General features: G+C 65.1%; 19 protein-coding genes. 9 read left to right on the top strand and 10 right to left on the bottom strand.

Annotated elements, in window-relative coordinates; all coding sequences use genetic code 11:
• Window positions 1-24: 24 nt before the first annotated feature.
• Together HCR76_RS01490 and proC are read right to left on the bottom strand one after the other, a co-directional pair.
• A complete protein-coding gene (locus tag HCR76_RS01490) occupies window positions 25-480 on the bottom strand; it encodes a hypothetical protein (RefSeq protein ID WP_166985473.1) in 456 nt (151 codons plus the stop codon).
• Window positions 477-1,319: a pyrroline-5-carboxylate reductase gene (gene proC, locus HCR76_RS01485; protein ID WP_166985476.1), complete on the bottom strand. Its 843-nt coding sequence runs from the start codon at window positions 1,317-1,319 to the stop codon at window positions 477-479. Before proC ends, HCR76_RS01490 begins: the two co-directional genes overlap by 4 nt.
• Before the next feature lie 70 nt (window positions 1,320-1,389).
• On the opposite strand from proC, the gene HCR76_RS01480 reads away from it, so the two are divergent.
• Window positions 1,390-3,291, top strand: coding sequence for a DUF5107 domain-containing protein (locus HCR76_RS01480; protein WP_166985479.1), 1,902 nt, complete (start codon window positions 1,390-1,392; stop codon window positions 3,289-3,291).
• 5 nt (window positions 3,292-3,296) lie between these two features.
• Here HCR76_RS01480 and HCR76_RS01475 read toward each other — a convergent pair whose 3' ends face one another.
• Both HCR76_RS01475 and HCR76_RS01470 read right to left on the bottom strand, forming a co-directional pair.
• Window positions 3,297-3,665 carry a hypothetical protein gene (locus tag HCR76_RS01475; protein ID WP_166985482.1) on the bottom strand — a complete coding sequence of 123 codons (369 nt, stop codon included), beginning with the start codon at window positions 3,663-3,665 and terminating at the stop codon, window positions 3,297-3,299.
• A gap of 194 nt (window positions 3,666-3,859) precedes the next feature.
• On the bottom strand, window positions 3,860-4,780 hold the full coding sequence (locus HCR76_RS01470) for an EamA family transporter (protein ID WP_244971452.1): 921 nt from the start codon (window positions 4,778-4,780) through the stop codon (window positions 3,860-3,862).
• Between the two features lie 68 nt (window positions 4,781-4,848).
• Here HCR76_RS01470 and HCR76_RS01465 point away from each other — a divergent pair, with 68 nt between their 5' ends.
• From HCR76_RS01465 to HCR76_RS01450, 4 genes are read left to right on the top strand one after another with little or no spacing between them, the layout of a single operon-like run.
• Window positions 4,849-5,718, top strand: a complete 870-nt coding sequence (locus tag HCR76_RS01465) for a LysR family transcriptional regulator (protein WP_166985484.1) — start codon at window positions 4,849-4,851, stop codon at window positions 5,716-5,718.
• Window positions 5,719-5,774: 56 nt separating this feature from the next.
• Window positions 5,775-5,972, top strand: a complete 198-nt coding sequence (locus HCR76_RS01460) for a hypothetical protein (RefSeq protein ID WP_166985487.1) — start codon at window positions 5,775-5,777, stop codon at window positions 5,970-5,972.
• 13 nt (window positions 5,973-5,985) lie between these two features.
• Complete coding sequence (locus HCR76_RS01455; protein ID WP_166985490.1) at window positions 5,986-6,921, top strand: N-acetylglucosamine kinase; 936 nt, start codon at window positions 5,986-5,988, stop codon at window positions 6,919-6,921.
• Between the two features lie 44 nt (window positions 6,922-6,965).
• Window positions 6,966-7,922, top strand: coding sequence for a cation diffusion facilitator family transporter (locus HCR76_RS01450; RefSeq protein WP_166985493.1), 957 nt, complete (start codon window positions 6,966-6,968; stop codon window positions 7,920-7,922).
• 13 nt (window positions 7,923-7,935) lie between these two features.
• Here HCR76_RS01450 and HCR76_RS01445 read toward each other — a convergent pair whose 3' ends face one another.
• Window positions 7,936-8,652, bottom strand: a complete 717-nt coding sequence (locus HCR76_RS01445) for a response regulator (protein WP_166985496.1) — start codon at window positions 8,650-8,652, stop codon at window positions 7,936-7,938.
• Window positions 8,649-9,926: a sensor histidine kinase gene (locus HCR76_RS01440; protein WP_166985500.1), complete on the bottom strand. Its 1,278-nt coding sequence runs from the start codon at window positions 9,924-9,926 to the stop codon at window positions 8,649-8,651. Before HCR76_RS01440 ends, HCR76_RS01445 begins: the two co-directional genes overlap by 4 nt.
• Before the next feature lie 129 nt (window positions 9,927-10,055).
• Between HCR76_RS01440 and HCR76_RS01435 the strand changes: the two genes are divergently transcribed.
• Window positions 10,056-10,904, top strand: a complete 849-nt coding sequence (locus HCR76_RS01435; RefSeq protein ID WP_166985503.1) for a GAP family protein — start codon at window positions 10,056-10,058, stop codon at window positions 10,902-10,904.
• Between the two features lie 21 nt (window positions 10,905-10,925).
• Here HCR76_RS01435 and HCR76_RS01430 read toward each other — a convergent pair whose 3' ends face one another.
• Together HCR76_RS01430 and HCR76_RS01425 are read right to left on the bottom strand one after the other, a co-directional pair.
• The gene (locus HCR76_RS01430; protein WP_166985506.1) at window positions 10,926-11,498 is read right to left on the bottom strand and encodes a GNAT family N-acetyltransferase; all 573 of its coding nucleotides are present in this window, start codon (window positions 11,496-11,498) and stop codon (window positions 10,926-10,928) included.
• Window positions 11,499-11,543: 45 nt separating this feature from the next.
• The gene (locus HCR76_RS01425) at window positions 11,544-12,743 is read right to left on the bottom strand and encodes an MFS transporter (RefSeq protein ID WP_244971451.1); all 1,200 of its coding nucleotides are present in this window, start codon (window positions 12,741-12,743) and stop codon (window positions 11,544-11,546) included.
• A 173-nt stretch (window positions 12,744-12,916) separates the two neighbouring features.
• On the opposite strand from HCR76_RS01425, the gene HCR76_RS01420 reads away from it, so the two are divergent.
• Together HCR76_RS01420 and HCR76_RS01415 are read left to right on the top strand one after the other, a co-directional pair.
• Window positions 12,917-13,222 (top strand): YrhK family protein, encoded by a 306-nt coding sequence (locus tag HCR76_RS01420; protein WP_166985509.1) that lies wholly within the window; start codon window positions 12,917-12,919, stop codon window positions 13,220-13,222.
• Window positions 13,223-13,284: 62 nt separating this feature from the next.
• Window positions 13,285-14,193, top strand: coding sequence for an NYN domain-containing protein (locus HCR76_RS01415; protein ID WP_166985512.1), 909 nt, complete (start codon window positions 13,285-13,287; stop codon window positions 14,191-14,193).
• Between the two features lie 15 nt (window positions 14,194-14,208).
• Here HCR76_RS01415 and HCR76_RS01410 read toward each other — a convergent pair whose 3' ends face one another.
• The gene (locus HCR76_RS01410; protein ID WP_244971450.1) at window positions 14,209-15,225 is read right to left on the bottom strand and encodes a DNA-3-methyladenine glycosylase family protein; all 1,017 of its coding nucleotides are present in this window, start codon (window positions 15,223-15,225) and stop codon (window positions 14,209-14,211) included.
• A 119-nt stretch (window positions 15,226-15,344) separates the two neighbouring features.
• Between HCR76_RS01410 and HCR76_RS01405 the strand changes: the two genes are divergently transcribed.
• Window positions 15,345-16,709 (top strand): FAD-binding oxidoreductase, encoded by a 1,365-nt coding sequence (locus tag HCR76_RS01405; protein WP_166985515.1) that lies wholly within the window; start codon window positions 15,345-15,347, stop codon window positions 16,707-16,709.
• Window positions 16,710-16,732: 23 nt separating this feature from the next.
• Here HCR76_RS01405 and HCR76_RS01400 read toward each other — a convergent pair whose 3' ends face one another.
• The gene (locus HCR76_RS01400) at window positions 16,733-17,296 is read right to left on the bottom strand and encodes an acyl-CoA thioesterase (protein ID WP_166985518.1); all 564 of its coding nucleotides are present in this window, start codon (window positions 17,294-17,296) and stop codon (window positions 16,733-16,735) included.
• Between the last annotated feature and the right edge of the window lie 35 nt (window positions 17,297-17,331).

Here is a 17,331-nt window from a genome sequence, read left to right as displayed (position 1 = left end):
ACAAGAGGACAGCGAACAGCCGGTTCACATGCGGAGCATCTGAAGGAGGCGCTCAGGTTCGCGCAACAGCATCCGGGATTCTGGGTCGTCGCTCAGGCGATGAAGAAGCGCCTGCGTCGCGCGAACCGGTTTCACCCAATAGCGACCGACGTGGTGCCGCGTGATGTCGATGTGAACGTCATCGCCGTCGCTGAGTCGAACATCGAGAGTGGCATCGTAGTCCTGTTCACCGATACCCCAGTCGTGAAAGATCAGGCCGAGCGCTCCCATCAGCACGGTCGTGACTGTGCCGGGCCAGCGAAACTTCGTCGTGCGCACGTCGAAGGTCGCGGATTCGATCACGTCCCACCCGAGGTGACGAGCCTCCTCGCCATGTCGGCGCACAACAATGCCCGCCTCGGTCAGCCGAACATGGTGCGCACCCGCGTCGCCGATCGCCACACGTCCGTCACGCGCCTCGAGCGGACCGAATCGCGTCACGAGCCAGCTGCAAGCTCATGCGAACGCGTGAGTGCAGCATCCGTCGCCCGAGTGAATGTGTCGGCGAACCCGGCCTGCTGCAGTACATTCAGCGCCTGTTCGGTTGTGCCCTTGGGGCTCGTCACCGCTATGCGCAGTTGCTCTGGCGTCTTGTCCGACTGCATGAGCAGCTCGGTCGCCCCGGCGAAGGTGCCGTTGACGAGCGTTGCCGCCTGCTCGGGGGTGAATCCCTTGTCGACCGCCGCGCGCGTGAGCTCCTCGATGAGATAGAACACGTAAGCAGGACCAGAACCAGAAATGGTGGACAGCGCGTCGATCTGACTCTCGGGCACCTCAACCACCTGGCCGACGGTCTCGAAGACGGCGCGGGCGAGGGCAAGATCGTCATCACTCGATCGCGTACCCGGCGCGAGACCCGTGACGCCCTTGCCCACGTGCGACGGGGTGTTGGGCATTGCGCGGATCACCGACACGCTCTCGGGCAGCAGGCTTTCGAATGTCTCTACGGTCACTCCAGCGGCCACGCTGACAACGATGCTCCCTGGCTCGAGGTCGTCGGCGATGTCACGCAGCAGATCGGGAACCATGTGCGGCTTCACGCCGATGATCACCACCTTGGCGCCCGCGAGCGCGCGCCCCTGAGCATCCGGAGTCTTCTCAAGCGCGTAGGAGGTCACCCCGTCGAGCTCCGCGAGGGCGTCGGCCTTCTCTGACGTTCGGTTGGTGACCCGAATGCCTCCGTCGACGTGCACGCTTGGCTGCACGAGACCCGAGAGGATCGCGCCGCCCATCGACCCGGCACCGAGAATGGCAATGGCAGGAAGTGTCGTCTCACTCATGCGTCCATCTTACGAGCGCTGTCTGCGGCTACCATCGAGAGAACGCCGATGCATCAGAGAGGATGCCGCCATGACCGACATTCGTGTCGAGACGATCACCCTCCCCGCCGCCGACCTCGGTTCGCCGAATCCGCTCGCCGTGGTGTCGGACGCGTCCGAGCCGCCATATGCCGTGAGCGGAGAGCTGCCCGAGGAAATTGCCGCGGGCATGGGGATCGGCGGTGTGCGCAATCTCTTTCCCTACACAATGCAGGATGCGTACGAGCGCGACCGGGTTCCCACCGAGTTTCGATCTGTCGTGCTCGAGAACGAGCACTTGCGCGTTCGTGTGATGCCCCAGCTGGGTGGCCGTATCTGGTCGATTCGCGACCTGGACCGCGACGCCATGCTGCTGCACGAGAATTCGGCAGTGCAATACGCGAACCTGGCGTTGCGCGACGCCTGGTTCGCCGGAGGGATCGAGTGGAATATCGGCACGCGCGGGCATTCGCCGTCGACGGCGAGCCCACTGCACGCCGCGATCGTCGATACGGCGGATGACAGCATCCTGCGCATGTGGGAATTCGACAGGCTGCGCGAGACAGTGTTCCACGTCGACCTGCGGCTGCCCGCCGGGTCCCCCGTTCTGTTGGCCTACGTGCGCATTCGCAATACGTCGGGCCGCGACGTGCCCATGTACTGGTGGACAAACGCGGCAGTGCCGCAGACCGATCAGACGCGCATCGTCACACCAAGCTCGACGTCTGTCGCCACGGGCTACGACGGGGCGATCTCGAGCGTCGAAGTGACAGACGACGTTCTCGCGCCAGCGCGCGCCCCGTACGCCGCCGACTATTTCTTCGACCCGGTGCCCGGTAAGCGGCCGTGGGTCGCTGCGGCCGACGAGCATGGCGATGGGCTGGCGATGCTCTCCACCGATCGGCTGCAAGGGCGCAAGCTGTTTTGCTGGGGTGAGGGTGCCGGCGGGCATCGGTGGCAGCGCTGGCTGACTCCCGATGGCAGGCGCTACGCAGAGATACAGTCGGGGCTGGCGCGTACGCAGTTTGAACACCTCGTGATGCCCGCGGGCGAAAGCTGGGACTGGGTTGAGGCGTACGGCAATATTGCGCTGGGGTCGGTTCGTGGCAATCCGGATGCTGTTGCCGCAGCTGCGCGCGTCGAGCAACTCTGGCCTGCCGCCGATGCCGACGAGGCTCTCGCCGCAGCCCGGGCGCTGTCCGACGTGGAGCCGGGTGAGCTGATTGCCTCGGGAAGCGGATGGGGAGCTCTCGAGCAGGCGCGACGGGAACGATGTGGCGAACCGCCGCTCGCCGATTCTGGCACCCCCTTCATCGTCACAACGGCCGAGACCCGACCGTGGCTCAAGTTGTTGGAGACGGGGGCGTTGCCCGAGGCGAGCACACGCGAGATCGTCGGGTCATACGTGCGCGGTGAGAGCTGGGAGAAGCTTCTCGAGGCGATGCCGCGCACGTGGCAGACCACGATGCATCTGGGAACAATGGCACACGCGCGCGGCGACGTCGAGCGGGCCGGCGCGTTCTACGCTGCCTCGTACGCGCTTTCGCCGAGCTTGCCAGCGCTGCGCGGTCGGGCGAGGCTTCGGGCTGAGACGGGCAGGGCGGCGCGGGCGGCAAACGACTATCTCTCGGCGGTGACCAACGCGCGGCCCGCCGCCCAACGCGCGCTCACGATCGAGGCAGCGAGCGTTCTGCTCGATGCCGGCCTGCCGACCAGCGCCCTTCGAGTCATTAAGGCCGCAGGGCCCGAGGTGCGTGAGCTCGGCCGCGTGCGGTTCTTGCGTGCGAAGGCGCTGCATCTGCTGGGACGCGACGACGAGGCGGGACGGATGCTGCGAGAGGGCATCGACGTGGCGAACCTGCGCGAGGGTGATGAAGCCGTGTCGGATCTCTGGGAGAGCGTTGTGCCCAGCGAGCCGCTGCCGGAGCGCTATGACTTCAGAATGAAGGCCTGATGCCGTCAGCGGCGCGACTGTCGCCGCTGACGCTTCCGGTTGCGAAAGAGACACCGCACTCCCGCCAGAATCCTGAACGCGCAGAGCAGGAGGGCAATGCCGAAGACAGCGGCTCCCCAGTACTCCGCCGGGTCAGACACCCCAAGCCCAATGGAGAGCACGCTGGCGACGACAACGATGACGAACGCGGCAAGCCAGAACCACCGTTCGGCCCAGCGCGCAGACGGACCCGACGCAAGATAATCGTTCAGCGTGTTGACGTTCAGCCCTGGCACCTCCGGTGTCGGAGCCGGTCTCTCGCCGCCGCGAAACTGCGCGCGTACCCAACGACGAACCCACCGCTGCCCAAAAGTCTCCTCGCTCGCCTTGCGCACCCGCTCTCCCTCACAGCACCGTGACGAGAATCAGCTCATCAACCTTCGCGTACGCGACAAGCATCCGATCAACCAGATCGCGATGATGCCACGTAAAAACACGCCCACGCTACATCTCGAAGCATCGCTTCGCCACAGACAGAAAGTTCTCAACGCCAAAACGAAACCCGATCACGCATCCCATGGCCAACTCGCTACTTCTTTACTGTCTGGACATGTGGCCGTGAAGGCCCCGATGCCGAGACCGTGTTCGCCGCGACAATGGTGATGATGGCCAGCCACGACGCCACATCGAGCCGCTGATCGAGAACCAGCATGCCGATCATAGACGCGAAGACCGGGTTGATGCTCATGAAGATGCCGAAAAACCGGGCAGGAACACGTCGCAGAGCGAAAAGGTCGGCGAGAAATGGAACGGCGGACGACAATACACCCGCGGCCAGGGCACACATCATCATCCCGAGCGTCGGCGGGTTGAGCCAGAGGGCGACACATCCCACAGGGAGATAGATCAGCCCCGAGACTGCCGCCGCAGCAGCGGTGTCCTGCAGCCCGGGCACGCGCGCCCCAACGCTGCGATTGAGCAGGATGTAGCTTGCCCAGCACACCGCCGCGAGCAAGGCGAATCCGATTCCGGTGTAGTCAGTGCTGGGCTGTGGTCGAGTGAGTACGCCCACCGCAGCTGCAGCCACAAGCGCACACAGCACATCGCGTCGGCGCCGGGAGGATGCCATGGCCACGGCAAGCGGACCGAGAAACTCGAGAGTCACGGCGAGACCGAGCCCGATGCGGTCGATCGCGAGGTACAGTGACAGATTCATCGTGGCGAACACGATGGCGAGTGCGAGAATCGGCCGCCACTGTGCTGCGGTGAACGCGCGCAGACGTGGCCGCCCGACAACGAGCAATACGATGGCGGCTACCCACTGGCGCACAGCCACGACGCCTGTCGGCCCCATGACAGGAAACGCCAGCGCGGCGAGCGACGCCCCGGACTGGTTCGAAAGCGCGCTGCCCAGCATCAGCGCAATGCCGGCCCGCCGTGAGGTGGGTACGTGGTCCGAACCATCGGCCTGATCGGCCTGCCCCACACGGTTGCCGCGCTCAAGTGCCATGCTCTGACTATGGGCCGCTGCCTTGTATACGCATAATGCATACTCGTGAGGGTCTATACACTGAGCGTATGGATGCCGCTTCCCAGCTCGAACTCCGGCACCTGCGGTGCCTGGTCGCTATCGTCGATTGCGGGAGCTTTACGGATGCCGCCATCGAGTTGCGCCTATCGCAAGCCACGGTCTCGCGCACGCTGATCGCGCTCGAACAGCTGCTCGGGACGAAGGTACTTCACCGAACGAGTCGAACGGTCTCCCCGACCGCCGTAGGCATCCAGATCCTGGCGCATGCCCGCCACATGCTGGCGGAGGCCGACGAGATCGTACACGTGGCGGCCACGGGGCAGAGTCGGCTTCAGATCGGGCACACCTGGTCGGCACTCGGTCGCCACACCTCCGAGTTCCAACGACGTTGGCACGATCGGTATCCCGACATCGAGCTGCACTTGATCCGCCACAATACGCCGACGGCGGGACTCGCGGAGGGCCTCTGCGACCTCGCGATCCTGCGCACGCCGGTCGACACGACCCGCTTTGCTCACGCCCTCGTCGGGTATGAGCCTCGGTATGTTGCACTCGCATCCGATGATGCCTGGGCTGCGCGTCGCAGCATCCGCCTCGAAGAGATCACGACTCGCACGCTCGTCATCGATCCGCGCACGGGTACGACGACCATCGATCTGTGGCCGGACGACGATTGTCCCCAGACTGAATACATTCACGACGTCGACGATTGGCTCGCCGCCATCGTCACAGGCCGCTGCGTCGGAGTCACCACGCAGGCGACGGCAACCCAGTACCGGCGCGATGGCATCGTCTACCGCCCGTTACGCGGAACGGACCCGGTTGCGGTGAACCTCATCTGGCGCATGCGTGACCCGCACCCGGGCACCCACGCCGCAGTCGCACTGCTTGCCGACCTCTACCGTGAGCACGCGTGACACACCATCGATTGACGAGCGAACAGCTACGCCCCACCTGCGCTAGTCTGCCTGCCATGGTGACGATTCTCTTCACAGGCGATGGCCTGACCGGTTGTGGACGTTTCGATGAGCGGGCCTTTGCGCGCGCTGTTCAACGCGTCGACGTGCGCATGTCGGTGAACGGAACCGACGCGGCAGCTCTCGGTGCCGCGACACTCGTGCTTCAGGACACGCTCTCTCCCCGCTCTCTCGCCTCCATTACGCTCGCCTGACACGAAAGCTCACATGACTCACATCACTCGACTCAGTCTCGATGGCGGACAATCAGGTGTTCGCCTGCGCGGGATCACAGATGCGGGGCGCGAACTGACAGCATCCGCCCCCGGCGTTCTCACCGACAGACCCGTTCTCGACCAGATGGCAGACGAAGTGCTCTCCTTCGCTGAAGCACACGACGCCACATGTGCCGAGGTCGCCGTCGGAGTGTCTGGCCTCACACCCGCGGCGACGACACCCGAACGGTTCATCAGCGCAATCCAGCATCTCGGCGTTCACCGCGTTGCCGTCGCGCACGATTCGGTCAGCGGCTACCTCGCCGCCAACAACACTGAGCCAGGCGTCATGCTCGCCGTCGGAACGGGCGTCGTCGTGCTCGCGGTCACGCACGTCGGCGTTGCGAAAGTCGACGGCTGGGGGAACCTCATCGGCGACGCCGGCAGCGGGTACTGGGTGGGTCGCGAGGGCCTCAGCGCCGTGATGCGCGCTTTTGACGGCAGAGGCGCGACGACAGTGCTGACCGAGCAGGCAGAGCAGACGTTCGGCAGTCTCGATGAGCTCTACATGGTGCTGCAGTCCGACCCACGTCGCGTCTCGCGCATCGCGTCCTTCTGCCGCACGACCGTCGACGCCGCCCGCGCGGGCGACGGGGTCGCAACGCACATTGTGCGCGACGCCGCAGCCGAACTGGCGCACTCCGCGCGGTCCGCGCTCGTTCGGGCGGGATGGACGCAGGGCCAACCCACACGCGTCAGCGCGGTGGGCTCACTGCCCACAAAGTCAGAGTTCTTCCGCACGCACCTCGAAGAGGCTCTGCATGAGAAAGGGCTCGGCGGTGCCGTGCAGCCGCCATTGCATGCTGAGCCGATCGACGGCGTCGCCGCACTGCTCGACGTCGACAGCCAGCATCCGCTTCGTGAACAGATCGCTATCGCCGTCGCCTGACCACGCGCTGCCGGTAAGATCGTGCTACCGAAACGAGGAGCATCATGAGCGCATCAGGCGGAAACAAAGCGATCATCGCGGCGTTCTCGGCGAACCTCGGGATTGCTGTCACCAAGTTTGTTGCGTGGGCATTCTCAGGCTCGGCCTCCATGCTCGCCGAGGGCGTGCACTCGCTCGCGGACTCCGGCAACCAGCTGCTTCTGCTTCTCGGCGGCCACCAGGCTCGCAAGGCCGCCGACCGCGAGCATCCATTCGGCTATGGGCGCGAACGATACGTGTACGCGTTCGTCGTCGCCATCATTCTGTTCAGCGTCGGCGGCGTGTTCTCGATTTACGAGGGAATCAACAAGCTGCAGCATCCGCACGAGCTCACCATGTGGTGGCTTCCGATTCTGGTGCTCGTTGTCGCGATCGCGCTCGAGAGCTATTCGCTGCGCACCGCGGTGAAAGAGTCCAACTCCGTGCGCGGCGACCGGTCATGGGTGCAGTTCGTGCGTCGGGCGAAAGCGCCGGAGCTTCCGGTTGTGCTGCTCGAAGACGTCGCGGCGCTTCTGGGCCTCGTGTTTGCACTGTTCGGAGTCGGACTCACAGCGATCACCGGAAATCCGGTCTTCGATGCGATCGGAACTCTCTTTATTGGAACCCTGCTCGTTCTCGTCGCGGTCGTGCTTGGAATTGAGACGAAGAGCCTCCTTGTCGGCGAGGGTGCAACAACCGAGGACTACGCGCGCATCGTGTCTGCCGTTGAAGCGGATGGTGAGATCGAGAAGCTCATCCACATCAAGACTCTCTACCTTGGGCCGGATGAACTGCTCGTCGCTGCGAAGCTGGGCTTCGGGCGATCGGCGACGCTCGAGACCGTCGCGTCAGGCATTGATGCGATCGAGGGCCGCGTGCGCGAGGCAGTCCCCGCCGCACGCGTGCTCTACTTCGAGCCCGATGTCTATCGGGCGGATGCTGCCGTAGACACCGAGTCGATCGTGGTGCGCGGCGAAGACTGAGCGCGCTAGTCCGCTACGCGAGCCCGCTCTCGCGTGCAACGATCGCCGCTTGCATGCGCGACGTGCAGCCCAGCTTGCGCAGCACACGCGAGACGTGGGTCTTCGCTGTCGCTTCTGAGATGAAGAGCTCGGCGGCGATCTGCTGGTTTGACAGTCCGCGACCGAGCGCCGCGAGAACGTCACGTTCACGCGCGGTGAGCTCGTGGACTCCGCGCCCAGCGTCATCGCGCACAGTTGACGGCGTCTGCACCCCTGCGTTGTGACGCGTTTCGGTAGCGCTCAAAGCCCCTCCCGCGGTGCCGCGGCCGGCCTCCCCGGCGAACGCCGCGAGGAGGCGGCGGGTGACCTGGGGGGCGATGACCCCGTCGCCCGCGGCCACGTGCCGGATGGCCGCGACAAGCGCATCGGGCTCGACAGTCTTCAGCAAGAAGCCGGCAGCGCCGGCACGCATGGCCTCGAAGACAAACTCATCGATGTCGAATGTCGTCAGCACGAGCACATCGGCGAGCGCCTCGCGCGTGATCTGGCGCGTTGCGCTGATGCCGTCTCGACCCGGCATCCGAATGTCCATAAGCACGACGTCGGGCGCGAGCTCTGCGACGAGCGTCACCGCCTCGTCGCCGTTGCTCGCTTCACCGACGACGACGATGCCGGCATTCTCGAGCATGGTGCGCAACCCCAGCCGAATCGCCGCGTGATCGTCGGCGAGCAGCACGCGAATGCCCCTCATGGTGTCGCCCCCGTTGTGGAGGACTGCACCGGGATGCGCGCATCGACGCGCCAGCATCCGCTGTCGTCTGCTGACGACTCCAGCTCACCGCCGAAGGCCTCGGCCCGCTCGCGCATTACGCGGATGCCGATTCCGGCACTCGGCACCGCAGCATCCGCGCCGGCATGCGGCATCGTGTTGCGCGCGACAATACGTACGACGCCACCAATGTCGATGAGCAGGTCGAGCACACTACCGGGTGCGTGTTTCACCGCGTTGGCGATGATCTCGCCGCAGATGCGCGTAATGGCCTGGCGCACCGGATCGCCGATGGCGTCATACGAGGCCGAGTCAGGCAGTGACAGCGAAACCGAGATCTCGGATGCCGACTCGGCATCGCGCACGAGTCGTTCAAGCCCTGCAAGCGACGTATCGACGGAGGCAGCAGCGAGCGGTTCATCGCCCGCCCGAAGCACAGTGATGAGCGAGCGCATGTCGTGAAGTGCGCCAATGCTCGACTCTCGAACAGTCTCGAGCACGGCGCGTTGGCGTTCGGCGATGCCCCGCCATGCAGCATCGGTGTCGCCGGTGGTGGGCACCGTGAGACCCGCCGCAGAATTGAGGGCGATGGCAGAGAGACGTGATGCGACGACGTCGTGCAGTTCGCTTGCCATGCGCGACCGCTCGTCACGCACAGCCTCGTCGCGCTGCAGCTCCGCAATGCGACGAAGGTCATCGCCGCGCTCGCGCTCGAGGGCGAGACGCTCGTCACCGAGTTCGGCGATCTCGTTGCGCTGCCTCACATTCGCACCCCACCAGATCGGCGTTCCGAAGATCGCAATACCTTGCAGGGCCCCGAGCACCACGGCATTCAGTCCCTGCGCCATCGGGCCGACTGTCACCATGGCCACCCCGGCAACGGCAACACCGTACGTCGCACGGCGAACGCCGCGGCGCCCGTAGCACGATGCCGAGTAGAGCCCGTCCATGACGTATAGGATCAGGGCGTTCGACCCTCCCAACGCCAGATCGAAGCCCACCGCCATGAGACTCAGAACGAGGGCGACTCCGGGTGCCCTGCGCCTCAGCGCGTTGCCAAGCACAGCCATTGCGACAGGCACGGCGAACACCGCTCGACCCAGCTCGCGATCGACGACGACGACGCCGACGTTGCCCGCCACGACGAGCACGGTGCACGCCGCCGCGAACAGTGCGGTTCCACCCCAGTGCATCAGGCCCGGCCGCGCGCGCGCCCATGTGACGGCCCGGCTCGCGACGCGGGTAATAGTGGCCATGACGCCTATTTCAGCACACCGAGCGTTACTGCACGTCGGTCGAAGGATGTACGCGGATGTGGGAGTGCTGCGCAATATCACTCCTTTGCCCGACGACGCACCTCACCCTTGCTCGCGACGATGGTACCCATGGACATCGATTTCGTCACCGGCGCCGTGCTGCATGGCCCGGCTCTCCTCGGCGTGCTCGCAATTCTCGCGCTCATCGATTCGACGAGCTTCGGCACTCTCCTCATTCCGGTCTGGCTTCTGCTTGCCCCCGGGCGGCTTCGACCCGGACGCGTGCTCATCTACCTGGCGACGATCACGGCTTTCTACGCGGCAGTCGGCATCATGATCGCCCTCGGGGCAACCTACTTCACCGACGCAATCTCAGCCGCCCTGGCGTCTCCCCTCGCGCGATGGCTGCAGCTTCTGCTGGGCGCGGGAATGCTCATTCTTAGCTTCACCATGGATACCGGAACGAAAAAGAAGAACGGGACGGCTGAATCCGAGCCCAGCGAGCCGGGTCGCCTTGCGCGTTGGCGCGCCCGGGCGATGGGTGTGACAGAGGCCACGACCGCCGACGCGACGTCACCATCATCAGGAGCAGGTTCTGGCACGGTCACCGCAGAACGCACCGGTACAGTTGCGCCGCTCATGATGCTCGCGCTTACCGCCGCCGTCATCGAAGTGGCGTCGATGCTCCCCTACCTCGCAGGCATCGGTCTGATCTCAGCATCCGGTGCGGGGTGGCCGGGCTCGGCGGGGCTCATTTTGGGCTACTGTCTCGTGATGGTGCTTCCCGCGCTCATCCTCTTGGGCGCGCGTATCTTCGCGCACCGCGCCATCGAGCCGCTGCTGCAGCGCGTCAACGACTGGGTCACCAAACACGCGGCGAGCTCCACCGCGTGGATCGTCGGCATCGTCGGTTTTCTCCTGGCTCGCGACGCCGTGCTTGCGCTCGACCTCTTCGACGTGGTCGGCCGTCTCATCTGACCAAGCGGCCGGCCATCGGCATCACCGAAGGTCAAGCCTCATGAGAACGCGGGGAAAACCGTTGAGCACCGATGTCGTATCTGCGGCCTTCACGAATCCCGCCTTCTCGAATGTGGCGCGGGTGCCGACGTAGGCCATGGTCAGGTCGACCTTCTTCACGCCGTTGTCGACCGGGTACCCCTCAACAGCGGGCGCTCCGTTCTCGCGCGCGAACGCGACGGCACCCGCGAGCAGCGGGTGTACAAGGCCCTGCTTGCGGTGCCCGGGCCGCACCCTCATGCACCAGATGCTCCACACGTCGAGATCGTCGACGTGTGGAATCTTTCGGTTGCGGGCAAAGCTCGTGTCCGCGCGTGGGTGGACGCCTGCCCACGCGACTGGCTCGTCGTTCTCATAGGCGATCACGCCGGGCGGCGGTGTCTCGGCACACAGCTGTCTGACACGCTCGCCCCGAGCGGCGCCATGCAGTTGGTTGTGCTCCTTCGCCTGAAGGCGATAGCTCAGACAGAAGCACACGTTGGCGTCCGGCCTCTTGGGACCGACAAGCGTGGCAACGTCGTCGAAGTTCGTGGCTGGCAGCACGTCGATAGCCATAACGGAATGGTCGCATAGACCACCGACGCGCACGACTCCCGGAGATCAGGACGGCGTCTGAGACGCTCGGAAGCCTCGCGGCATCCTGAACGCATAAATGGATGCTGCCAGCAGCAGAGCTGCCGCGACACCAAACGCGGCGCCATATGAGATCGTGTCGACGAGAAGCCCCGCGGCAAGCGGACCGATGATCGCACCGAGGTCTGAGAACATCGAGAACACGGCGACGGGAGTTCCGCTGCGAGCTCCCGCAGCATCACCAACGGATGCCGCGGGCGCGGTGCCGGTGAACGCCGACGCCACGCCATACAGCGCGAGCAGCACGACGAGCATCCACAGATCGCCGACGAACGGCATCACGACGAGCGACGCCGCCGCGAGCGCGTATGCTCCGATGATCGCCGGGCGACGCCCCACTTTGTCGACGAATGTGCCTGCCGGTGCAAGAGTCAGCGTCTGCACGACGGCAGCAATGGCGAAGGCGATGCCTGTCCAGGCCGGGTCGTGGTGCAGCACCTCCACCACAAGCACGGGCACGAGGGCGCTGCGCACTCCGAGACCCGCCCAACCCTGTGTGAAGTTAGCCAGGCACGCTGCCTGATAGCGCACGTCGCGCACGACCTCACGAAAGGGCTTCACAATGGCGTTCGCCCCGGTTTCGGTTGTCTCGGTGCGATGCAGCATGAACAGCCCAACCAGTCCCGCGATCGCGAGCGTTCCGGCATAGAAGAAGAACGGGGCGCGCAGAGAGACGAGAGCGAGCAGCCCACCGAGCGCAGGGCCCGCCATTCCGCCAATCAAGAAGCCGCCCTGGTAAAAGCCAACGGCGCGACCACGGAGCGACAGCGGCGTCGAGCCAAGCAGCAGCGTCATTGCCGATACCGAGAACATGGCAGAGCCGATGCCGCCCGCGCCGCGCAGCACCAGCACCTCGACGTAGGTCTGGGCAACGCCGACGAGCGCACTCGACACGGCGACGATCCCGATGCCGATCGCGAGAATCGTGCGTTCGCCACCGCGCTTGATCAGCCACCCGCAGAACGGACTCGCGATCAAGCGCATGAATGCGAATGCCGATACGACGGCACCCACTTCGAGATAGCCGACGTCGAAACTGCGCACGAACACGGGAAGCACGGGCACGACGACGCCGAAGCCCACCATCACGAAGAACGCAACGACGCCCAGAACGTAGACGTCGCGTCCGAGGCGCGGTTTGCGCGGGGCGACCGATTCAGAACTCACACTCTCAACAATTCCAGACGTCGACGCTGTTTGCTGTTCATGCCTCCCAAACGCTCACTCTACGAAGTCCCGGCGAGCATATGGGACGCATGAGCGAAAGAATGTGAAGCGTGCAGGGCGCACGCCCGTGCCGCACCCGGCGGCTCGCGTGTCCCGCGCGAGGAAGGAGCACGATGTCAGACGCCACGGCTGCAGGCGGCGCACGGGGAGCCCTAGTGATTCATCTGGGGCCGGAAGAACTCGTCATCCGCAAGCGATACGAGACGCTCAGCATCGTCAACGACATCCTGATCGGTCTCTGGTTCATCGTGGGCAGTTTCCTCTTCTTCTCTGAGGCGACGAGCTACGCGGCGACCTGGCTCTTCGTCATCGGCAGCGTCGAGATGCTGATCCGACCGCTCATTCGCTTCGCCCGCCATGTGCACCTGCGACGGTTCCACCCTGGCGAGTCCGAGGCCGTAGCTGCGAACGACTACTGACGCTCTCCCTGAGAACCGTGCGAGACTGAACGGCAGCAGGCACTAACCCGCAGAGGAGCACCATGGTTGAGGCTCAGGATCCCCGCGTCGCCGTCTATCTCGATTTCGACAACATCGTCATCTCCTGGTACGACCGCGTGCACGGCCGCAACTCCTATGGGAAAGATCGTCAGAAAATCACCGACAACCCCGACGACCCGGTCGTCATCGAACGGCTGAACCAGGCGATGATCGAGGTTGGCGCGATCATCGACTTCGCGGCATCCTTTGGCACGCTCGTACTGACGCGCGCCTACGCTGACTGGTCACTGCGCGTCAACGCGGAATACAGATCGCAGCTTGTCGCGCGTGCTGTCGATCTCGTGCAGCTCTTCCCTGCCGCCGCATACGCTAAGAACGGTGCAGACATCAGGCTTGCCGTCGATGCCGTTGAAGACATGTTCCGGCTGCCCGATCTCACGCACGTCGTGATCGTGGGCGGCGATTCCGACTACGTGCCTCTCGCGCAACGGTGCAAGCGACTCGGGCGCTATGTGGTCGGCGTGGGCGTGGCCGGTTCGACCGCGAAGTCGCTGGCGGCGGCGTGCGACGAGTTCGAGTCGTACGAGTCGCTCTCCGGGGTAGCCCGGGTGGAGCCAGTTCAGGCAAAGACAAAGACAGCCCGCAAGGCGAAGGCGGCGGAGCCCGACGACCACCCTGAGACCGGCTCTGACGAGTCGAGCGACCCAGACGATCAGGATGCCGCGACCGCACTGCTCGAGCGGGCGCTGCGACTCGGGCACGACAAGAGCGGTTCGGACGAGTGGTTGCACACGTCTGCGGTGAAGACTCACATGCGCCGCATGGACCCTTCGTTCAGCGAGAAGGCGCTCGGCTACCGGTCGTTCAACGACTTCCTGAAGTCACGCGACAGCATGACCGAGCTCGAAGAAAGCGGCCACGAACGCCTCGTTCGCCTGCGTGAACGCTGAGAACTGTGCCGGCATTCAGTGCCAGCGGTGGTCTTGGCGCGTGATGCGCGGGCCACGCCGAGGTTTTCGGATGCCGCTGAGCGCGACGAGCCGCAGCACCCTCTGGCGCTGCCCCGACCACGGCTCAAGCAGTTCGAGCATCGCGTCGTCGTCGACGGGCTCGCCGACGATGGCGGTGCCCACCGAAGCGGCGAGGTGGAAGTCGCCGACGCTGACGGCATCCGGGTCGCCGTGTGAGCGTGCCGTCACTTCGGCGGCCGTCCATGCACCGACGCCCGGCAGGCTCTGAAGGCGCGAGGATGCTCTCTCCGGTGGTTCTGCGATCGTGCGCTCGAGAGCGTCGGCGACGCGACTCGCGCGCACGACGGCTTGCGCACGCTGCGGCCCCACGCCGACCGCGTGCCATTCCCAGCTCGGGATGTGGCGCCAGCCTGAAGCATCCGGTGCCACCCACATGCCATCCGGTGCCGGCCCGGGCGCGGGCGTTCCATGGCGGCGCACGAGCAGCCGCCACGATCTCCATGCCTCGGTGCACGTCACCTTCTGCTCGATGATCGAGGGCACGAGCATTTCGAAGACACGTCTGTTTCGGCTGAGCCGGATGCCCGGGTTTCGACGCAGAACCTCGGTGAGCAGCGGGCTCGCCGACACGTCGAGATCGCTCCAGTCGTCAGAATCGCCGAGCAGCTCGGGCAACCCGTCGATGGCCCAGGCGGCACCGGCGCCCCACGCCGTCGCGTGCACCTCCTCGCCGTGAGCTGAGATGCGTAGTGTCACGGGCCCGTCTGGCGCACGGAACGTCGCCCATGCGCCGTCCGACATGCGGCGAAAACCGGGCCCGTCTCCGCCCCGCGCAAGCGGTGAGAGAACTTCCCGCAGATCGAGCGGATGCCGCGGTCGATACACCGTCGACACGCAACGCTCGTCACCGCGGCCGTTGTCGGGTGCGTCACCGAGCGCCTCGGCCACGGTGCGCAGTGCGACAGGAGGAATCTCGAGAGCCTTACCGATTCCCTGCTGTACGAACGTCATGCAAGCACCCTATGTGCTGCCTCCGACAGTGGCCCGGAGTAGGCGAGGGGCCCCATTCACTTCTTCGGATTTCCTGAGCATCCACGACAATGTCGGTACCCACCCCTACGCTCTCACTCATGACGACTCCTCATTTTGTTCAGGATGCCGCTGCGCTCGCCGAACGCGTCACAGGGCCGGTTCTGCTGAACGACGATCCACAGTTGGCCGACGAAGCACGCGGTCAGTTTCTCTATCTCGACCATTCCCCCGACATCATCGTCGGTGCGGCGTCCGAAGCAGACGTTGTCGAGGCCGTGCGCTTCGCGCGCGAGCACGACCTCGCGATCCACATTCAGGCGACCGGGCACGGCACGCCCCACGTCATTGACGGCGGCATGCTCATCACCACACGGCGGCTCGATGCATTGCACATCGATGCTGAGGCCCGCACCGCGACGATCGGCGCGGGTTTGCGCTGGCGTACCGTCGCCGATGCCGCAGCGCCACACAATCTCGCGCCCATCACGGGGTCCGCACCCGGAGTCGGCGTTGTCGGCTTTCTGCTCGGCGGCGGCCTCGGGCCACTCGCCCGCAGCCACGGCTTCGGCTCTGACTGGGTGCGACGTGTTCGGATCGTCACGGGCGAGGGCGAGCTCGTGACAGCATCCGAAACCGAAAATCCCGACCTATTCTGGGCACTTCGGGGCGGCAAATCCGGCTTTGGCGTCGTGACCGAGATAACTGTCGAGCTTGCCAAGATCCCCGCGCTGTACGCCGGCAGCATGACATTCGCAGCGGAGCATATTGACGAGGTACTGCGCGCGTGGTCGCGCTGGGCCCGCGACGTTCCCGACACGGTGACGAGCTCTGCGGCGATCATGCGCTTTCCCGATGTTCCGCAGATTCCCGCTCCGATGCGCGGAACAACGGTTCTCAGCATCCGTGTCGCTGTTCCAGCACCGGCGTCAGACGCAGAGGGCATCGTCGCACCCCTGAGGCAGGCAGCTCCCGCGATGGTCGACGAGATCGGCCCTATGCCGCTCGCCGAAATGGGCCGCATCCACAACGACCCAGAAGACCCGTCGCCCATGCATGCGTGGTCGATGGCACACTCGGTGACGACGCTTGACGACGGCTTTCTCGAGAAGCTCATCTCAACGTTCGGTGCCCACGGCGAGACACCACTTACGATCGTGGAACTTCGTCACGTGGGAACTCACCGCGACGTGCCGGAATCGGCGGCCGGCGGCCGCGACGGTGAGTTTCTCTTCAGCGTGCTCGGAATCTCACCGGAGCCACTGGATGCGGTGTTCTCTGACTCAATTGCACCGTTCGTCGCTGAGGCTTCACCGTGGATGGCGCCTCAGACTCCGGTGAACTTCCTCGGCGAGGTGTCGCGCGACGACGTTGCAACTCGCGCGTGGACTCCACAGGACGCGGCTCGATTGAGCGCCATCCGTGAGCGGGTAAACCCGGAGGGACGCATCGTGGGAATCCGGTGATCTCTCGAGGTCGAGGCGCGAGGTCAATGCCAGGTACTCGGCGCTGACTGTCGCGTTGACGGCAGTGCAGCATCCGTGCCCCACTGGACGAGCCACTCGGGCACGGTCAGATCCCGCGAGCTGTCATGACCGATCGCGTCGAGGAGTTCATCGACCGATACCGTGCCCCCGGATTTCTTGAGGAAGCGCGCGCGAATGAACGCCCGCGTGTACACCTCGCCCTTCACGACCGCACGATGTTCCAGGTAGAACGCACGATCGTCGAAGCCGAGAATGCGCGTCTCGACGGTGAACCGCTGCCAGAGCGTCAGCGACTTGCGGAAAGTGATGGTCTCGCTCGCGACAACGGGATACCAGCCGCGCTCGCTAAACGTCGTCCACATACCGCTGCGCATGAGAAGGTCGAACCGTCCGAGGTCGAAGAGCGAGAAGTAGACGCCGTTGTTGACGTGTTTCAAAATGTCGAGATCTGTCGGCAGCACCCTCAGGCTCAGGCGGCTGACCGAATAAGGGTCGGAGGGCCCACGGTGTCGAAGCGCGCGGCGTGCGCGCGTCAGGACGAGCATCGTACGCAGAATCATGTGCATGACGTGAGGCTATCCGGATGCTTCGTGTCACCGTC

Source organism: Paramicrobacterium chengjingii, from assembly GCF_011751765.2.
Classification (GTDB): Bacteria; Actinomycetota; Actinomycetes; order Actinomycetales; family Microbacteriaceae; genus Paramicrobacterium; species Paramicrobacterium chengjingii.
This window is presented reverse-complemented; position numbering and strand designations above follow the sequence as displayed.

Excerpts from the sequence above, each read along its gene's own strand:
- HCR76_RS01460 (WP_166985487.1), top strand. The coding sequence starts at position 5,775 with ATGGTGACGATTCTCTTCACAGGCGATGGCCTGACCGGTTGTGGACGT.
- HCR76_RS01420 (WP_166985509.1), top strand. The coding sequence starts at position 12,917 with ATGTCAGACGCCACGGCTGCAGGCGGCGCACGGGGAGCCCTAGTGATT.
- HCR76_RS01450 (WP_166985493.1), top strand. The coding sequence starts at position 6,966 with ATGAGCGCATCAGGCGGAAACAAAGCGATCATCGCGGCGTTCTCGGCG.
- HCR76_RS01440 (WP_166985500.1), bottom strand. The coding sequence starts at position 9,926 with ATGGCCACTATTACCCGCGTCGCGAGCCGGGCCGTCACATGGGCGCGC.
- HCR76_RS01405 (WP_166985515.1), top strand. The coding sequence starts at position 15,345 with ATGACGACTCCTCATTTTGTTCAGGATGCCGCTGCGCTCGCCGAACGC.
- HCR76_RS01480 (WP_166985479.1), top strand. The coding sequence starts at position 1,390 with ATGACCGACATTCGTGTCGAGACGATCACCCTCCCCGCCGCCGACCTC.
- HCR76_RS01455 (WP_166985490.1), top strand. The coding sequence starts at position 5,986 with ATGACTCACATCACTCGACTCAGTCTCGATGGCGGACAATCAGGTGTT.
- HCR76_RS01465 (WP_166985484.1), top strand. The coding sequence starts at position 4,849 with ATGGATGCCGCTTCCCAGCTCGAACTCCGGCACCTGCGGTGCCTGGTC.
- proC (WP_166985476.1), bottom strand. The coding sequence starts at position 1,319 with ATGAGTGAGACGACACTTCCTGCCATTGCCATTCTCGGTGCCGGGTCG.
- HCR76_RS01445 (WP_166985496.1), bottom strand. The coding sequence starts at position 8,652 with ATGAGGGGCATTCGCGTGCTGCTCGCCGACGATCACGCGGCGATTCGG.
- HCR76_RS01470 (WP_244971452.1), bottom strand. The coding sequence starts at position 4,780 with ATGGCACTTGAGCGCGGCAACCGTGTGGGGCAGGCCGATCAGGCCGAT.
- HCR76_RS01430 (WP_166985506.1), bottom strand. The coding sequence starts at position 11,498 with ATGGCTATCGACGTGCTGCCAGCCACGAACTTCGACGACGTTGCCACG.
- HCR76_RS01410 (WP_244971450.1), bottom strand. The coding sequence starts at position 15,225 with ATGACGTTCGTACAGCAGGGAATCGGTAAGGCTCTCGAGATTCCTCCT.
- HCR76_RS01400 (WP_166985518.1), bottom strand. The coding sequence starts at position 17,296 with ATGCACATGATTCTGCGTACGATGCTCGTCCTGACGCGCGCACGCCGC.
- HCR76_RS01435 (WP_166985503.1), top strand. The coding sequence starts at position 10,056 with ATGGACATCGATTTCGTCACCGGCGCCGTGCTGCATGGCCCGGCTCTC.
- HCR76_RS01415 (WP_166985512.1), top strand. The coding sequence starts at position 13,285 with ATGGTTGAGGCTCAGGATCCCCGCGTCGCCGTCTATCTCGATTTCGAC.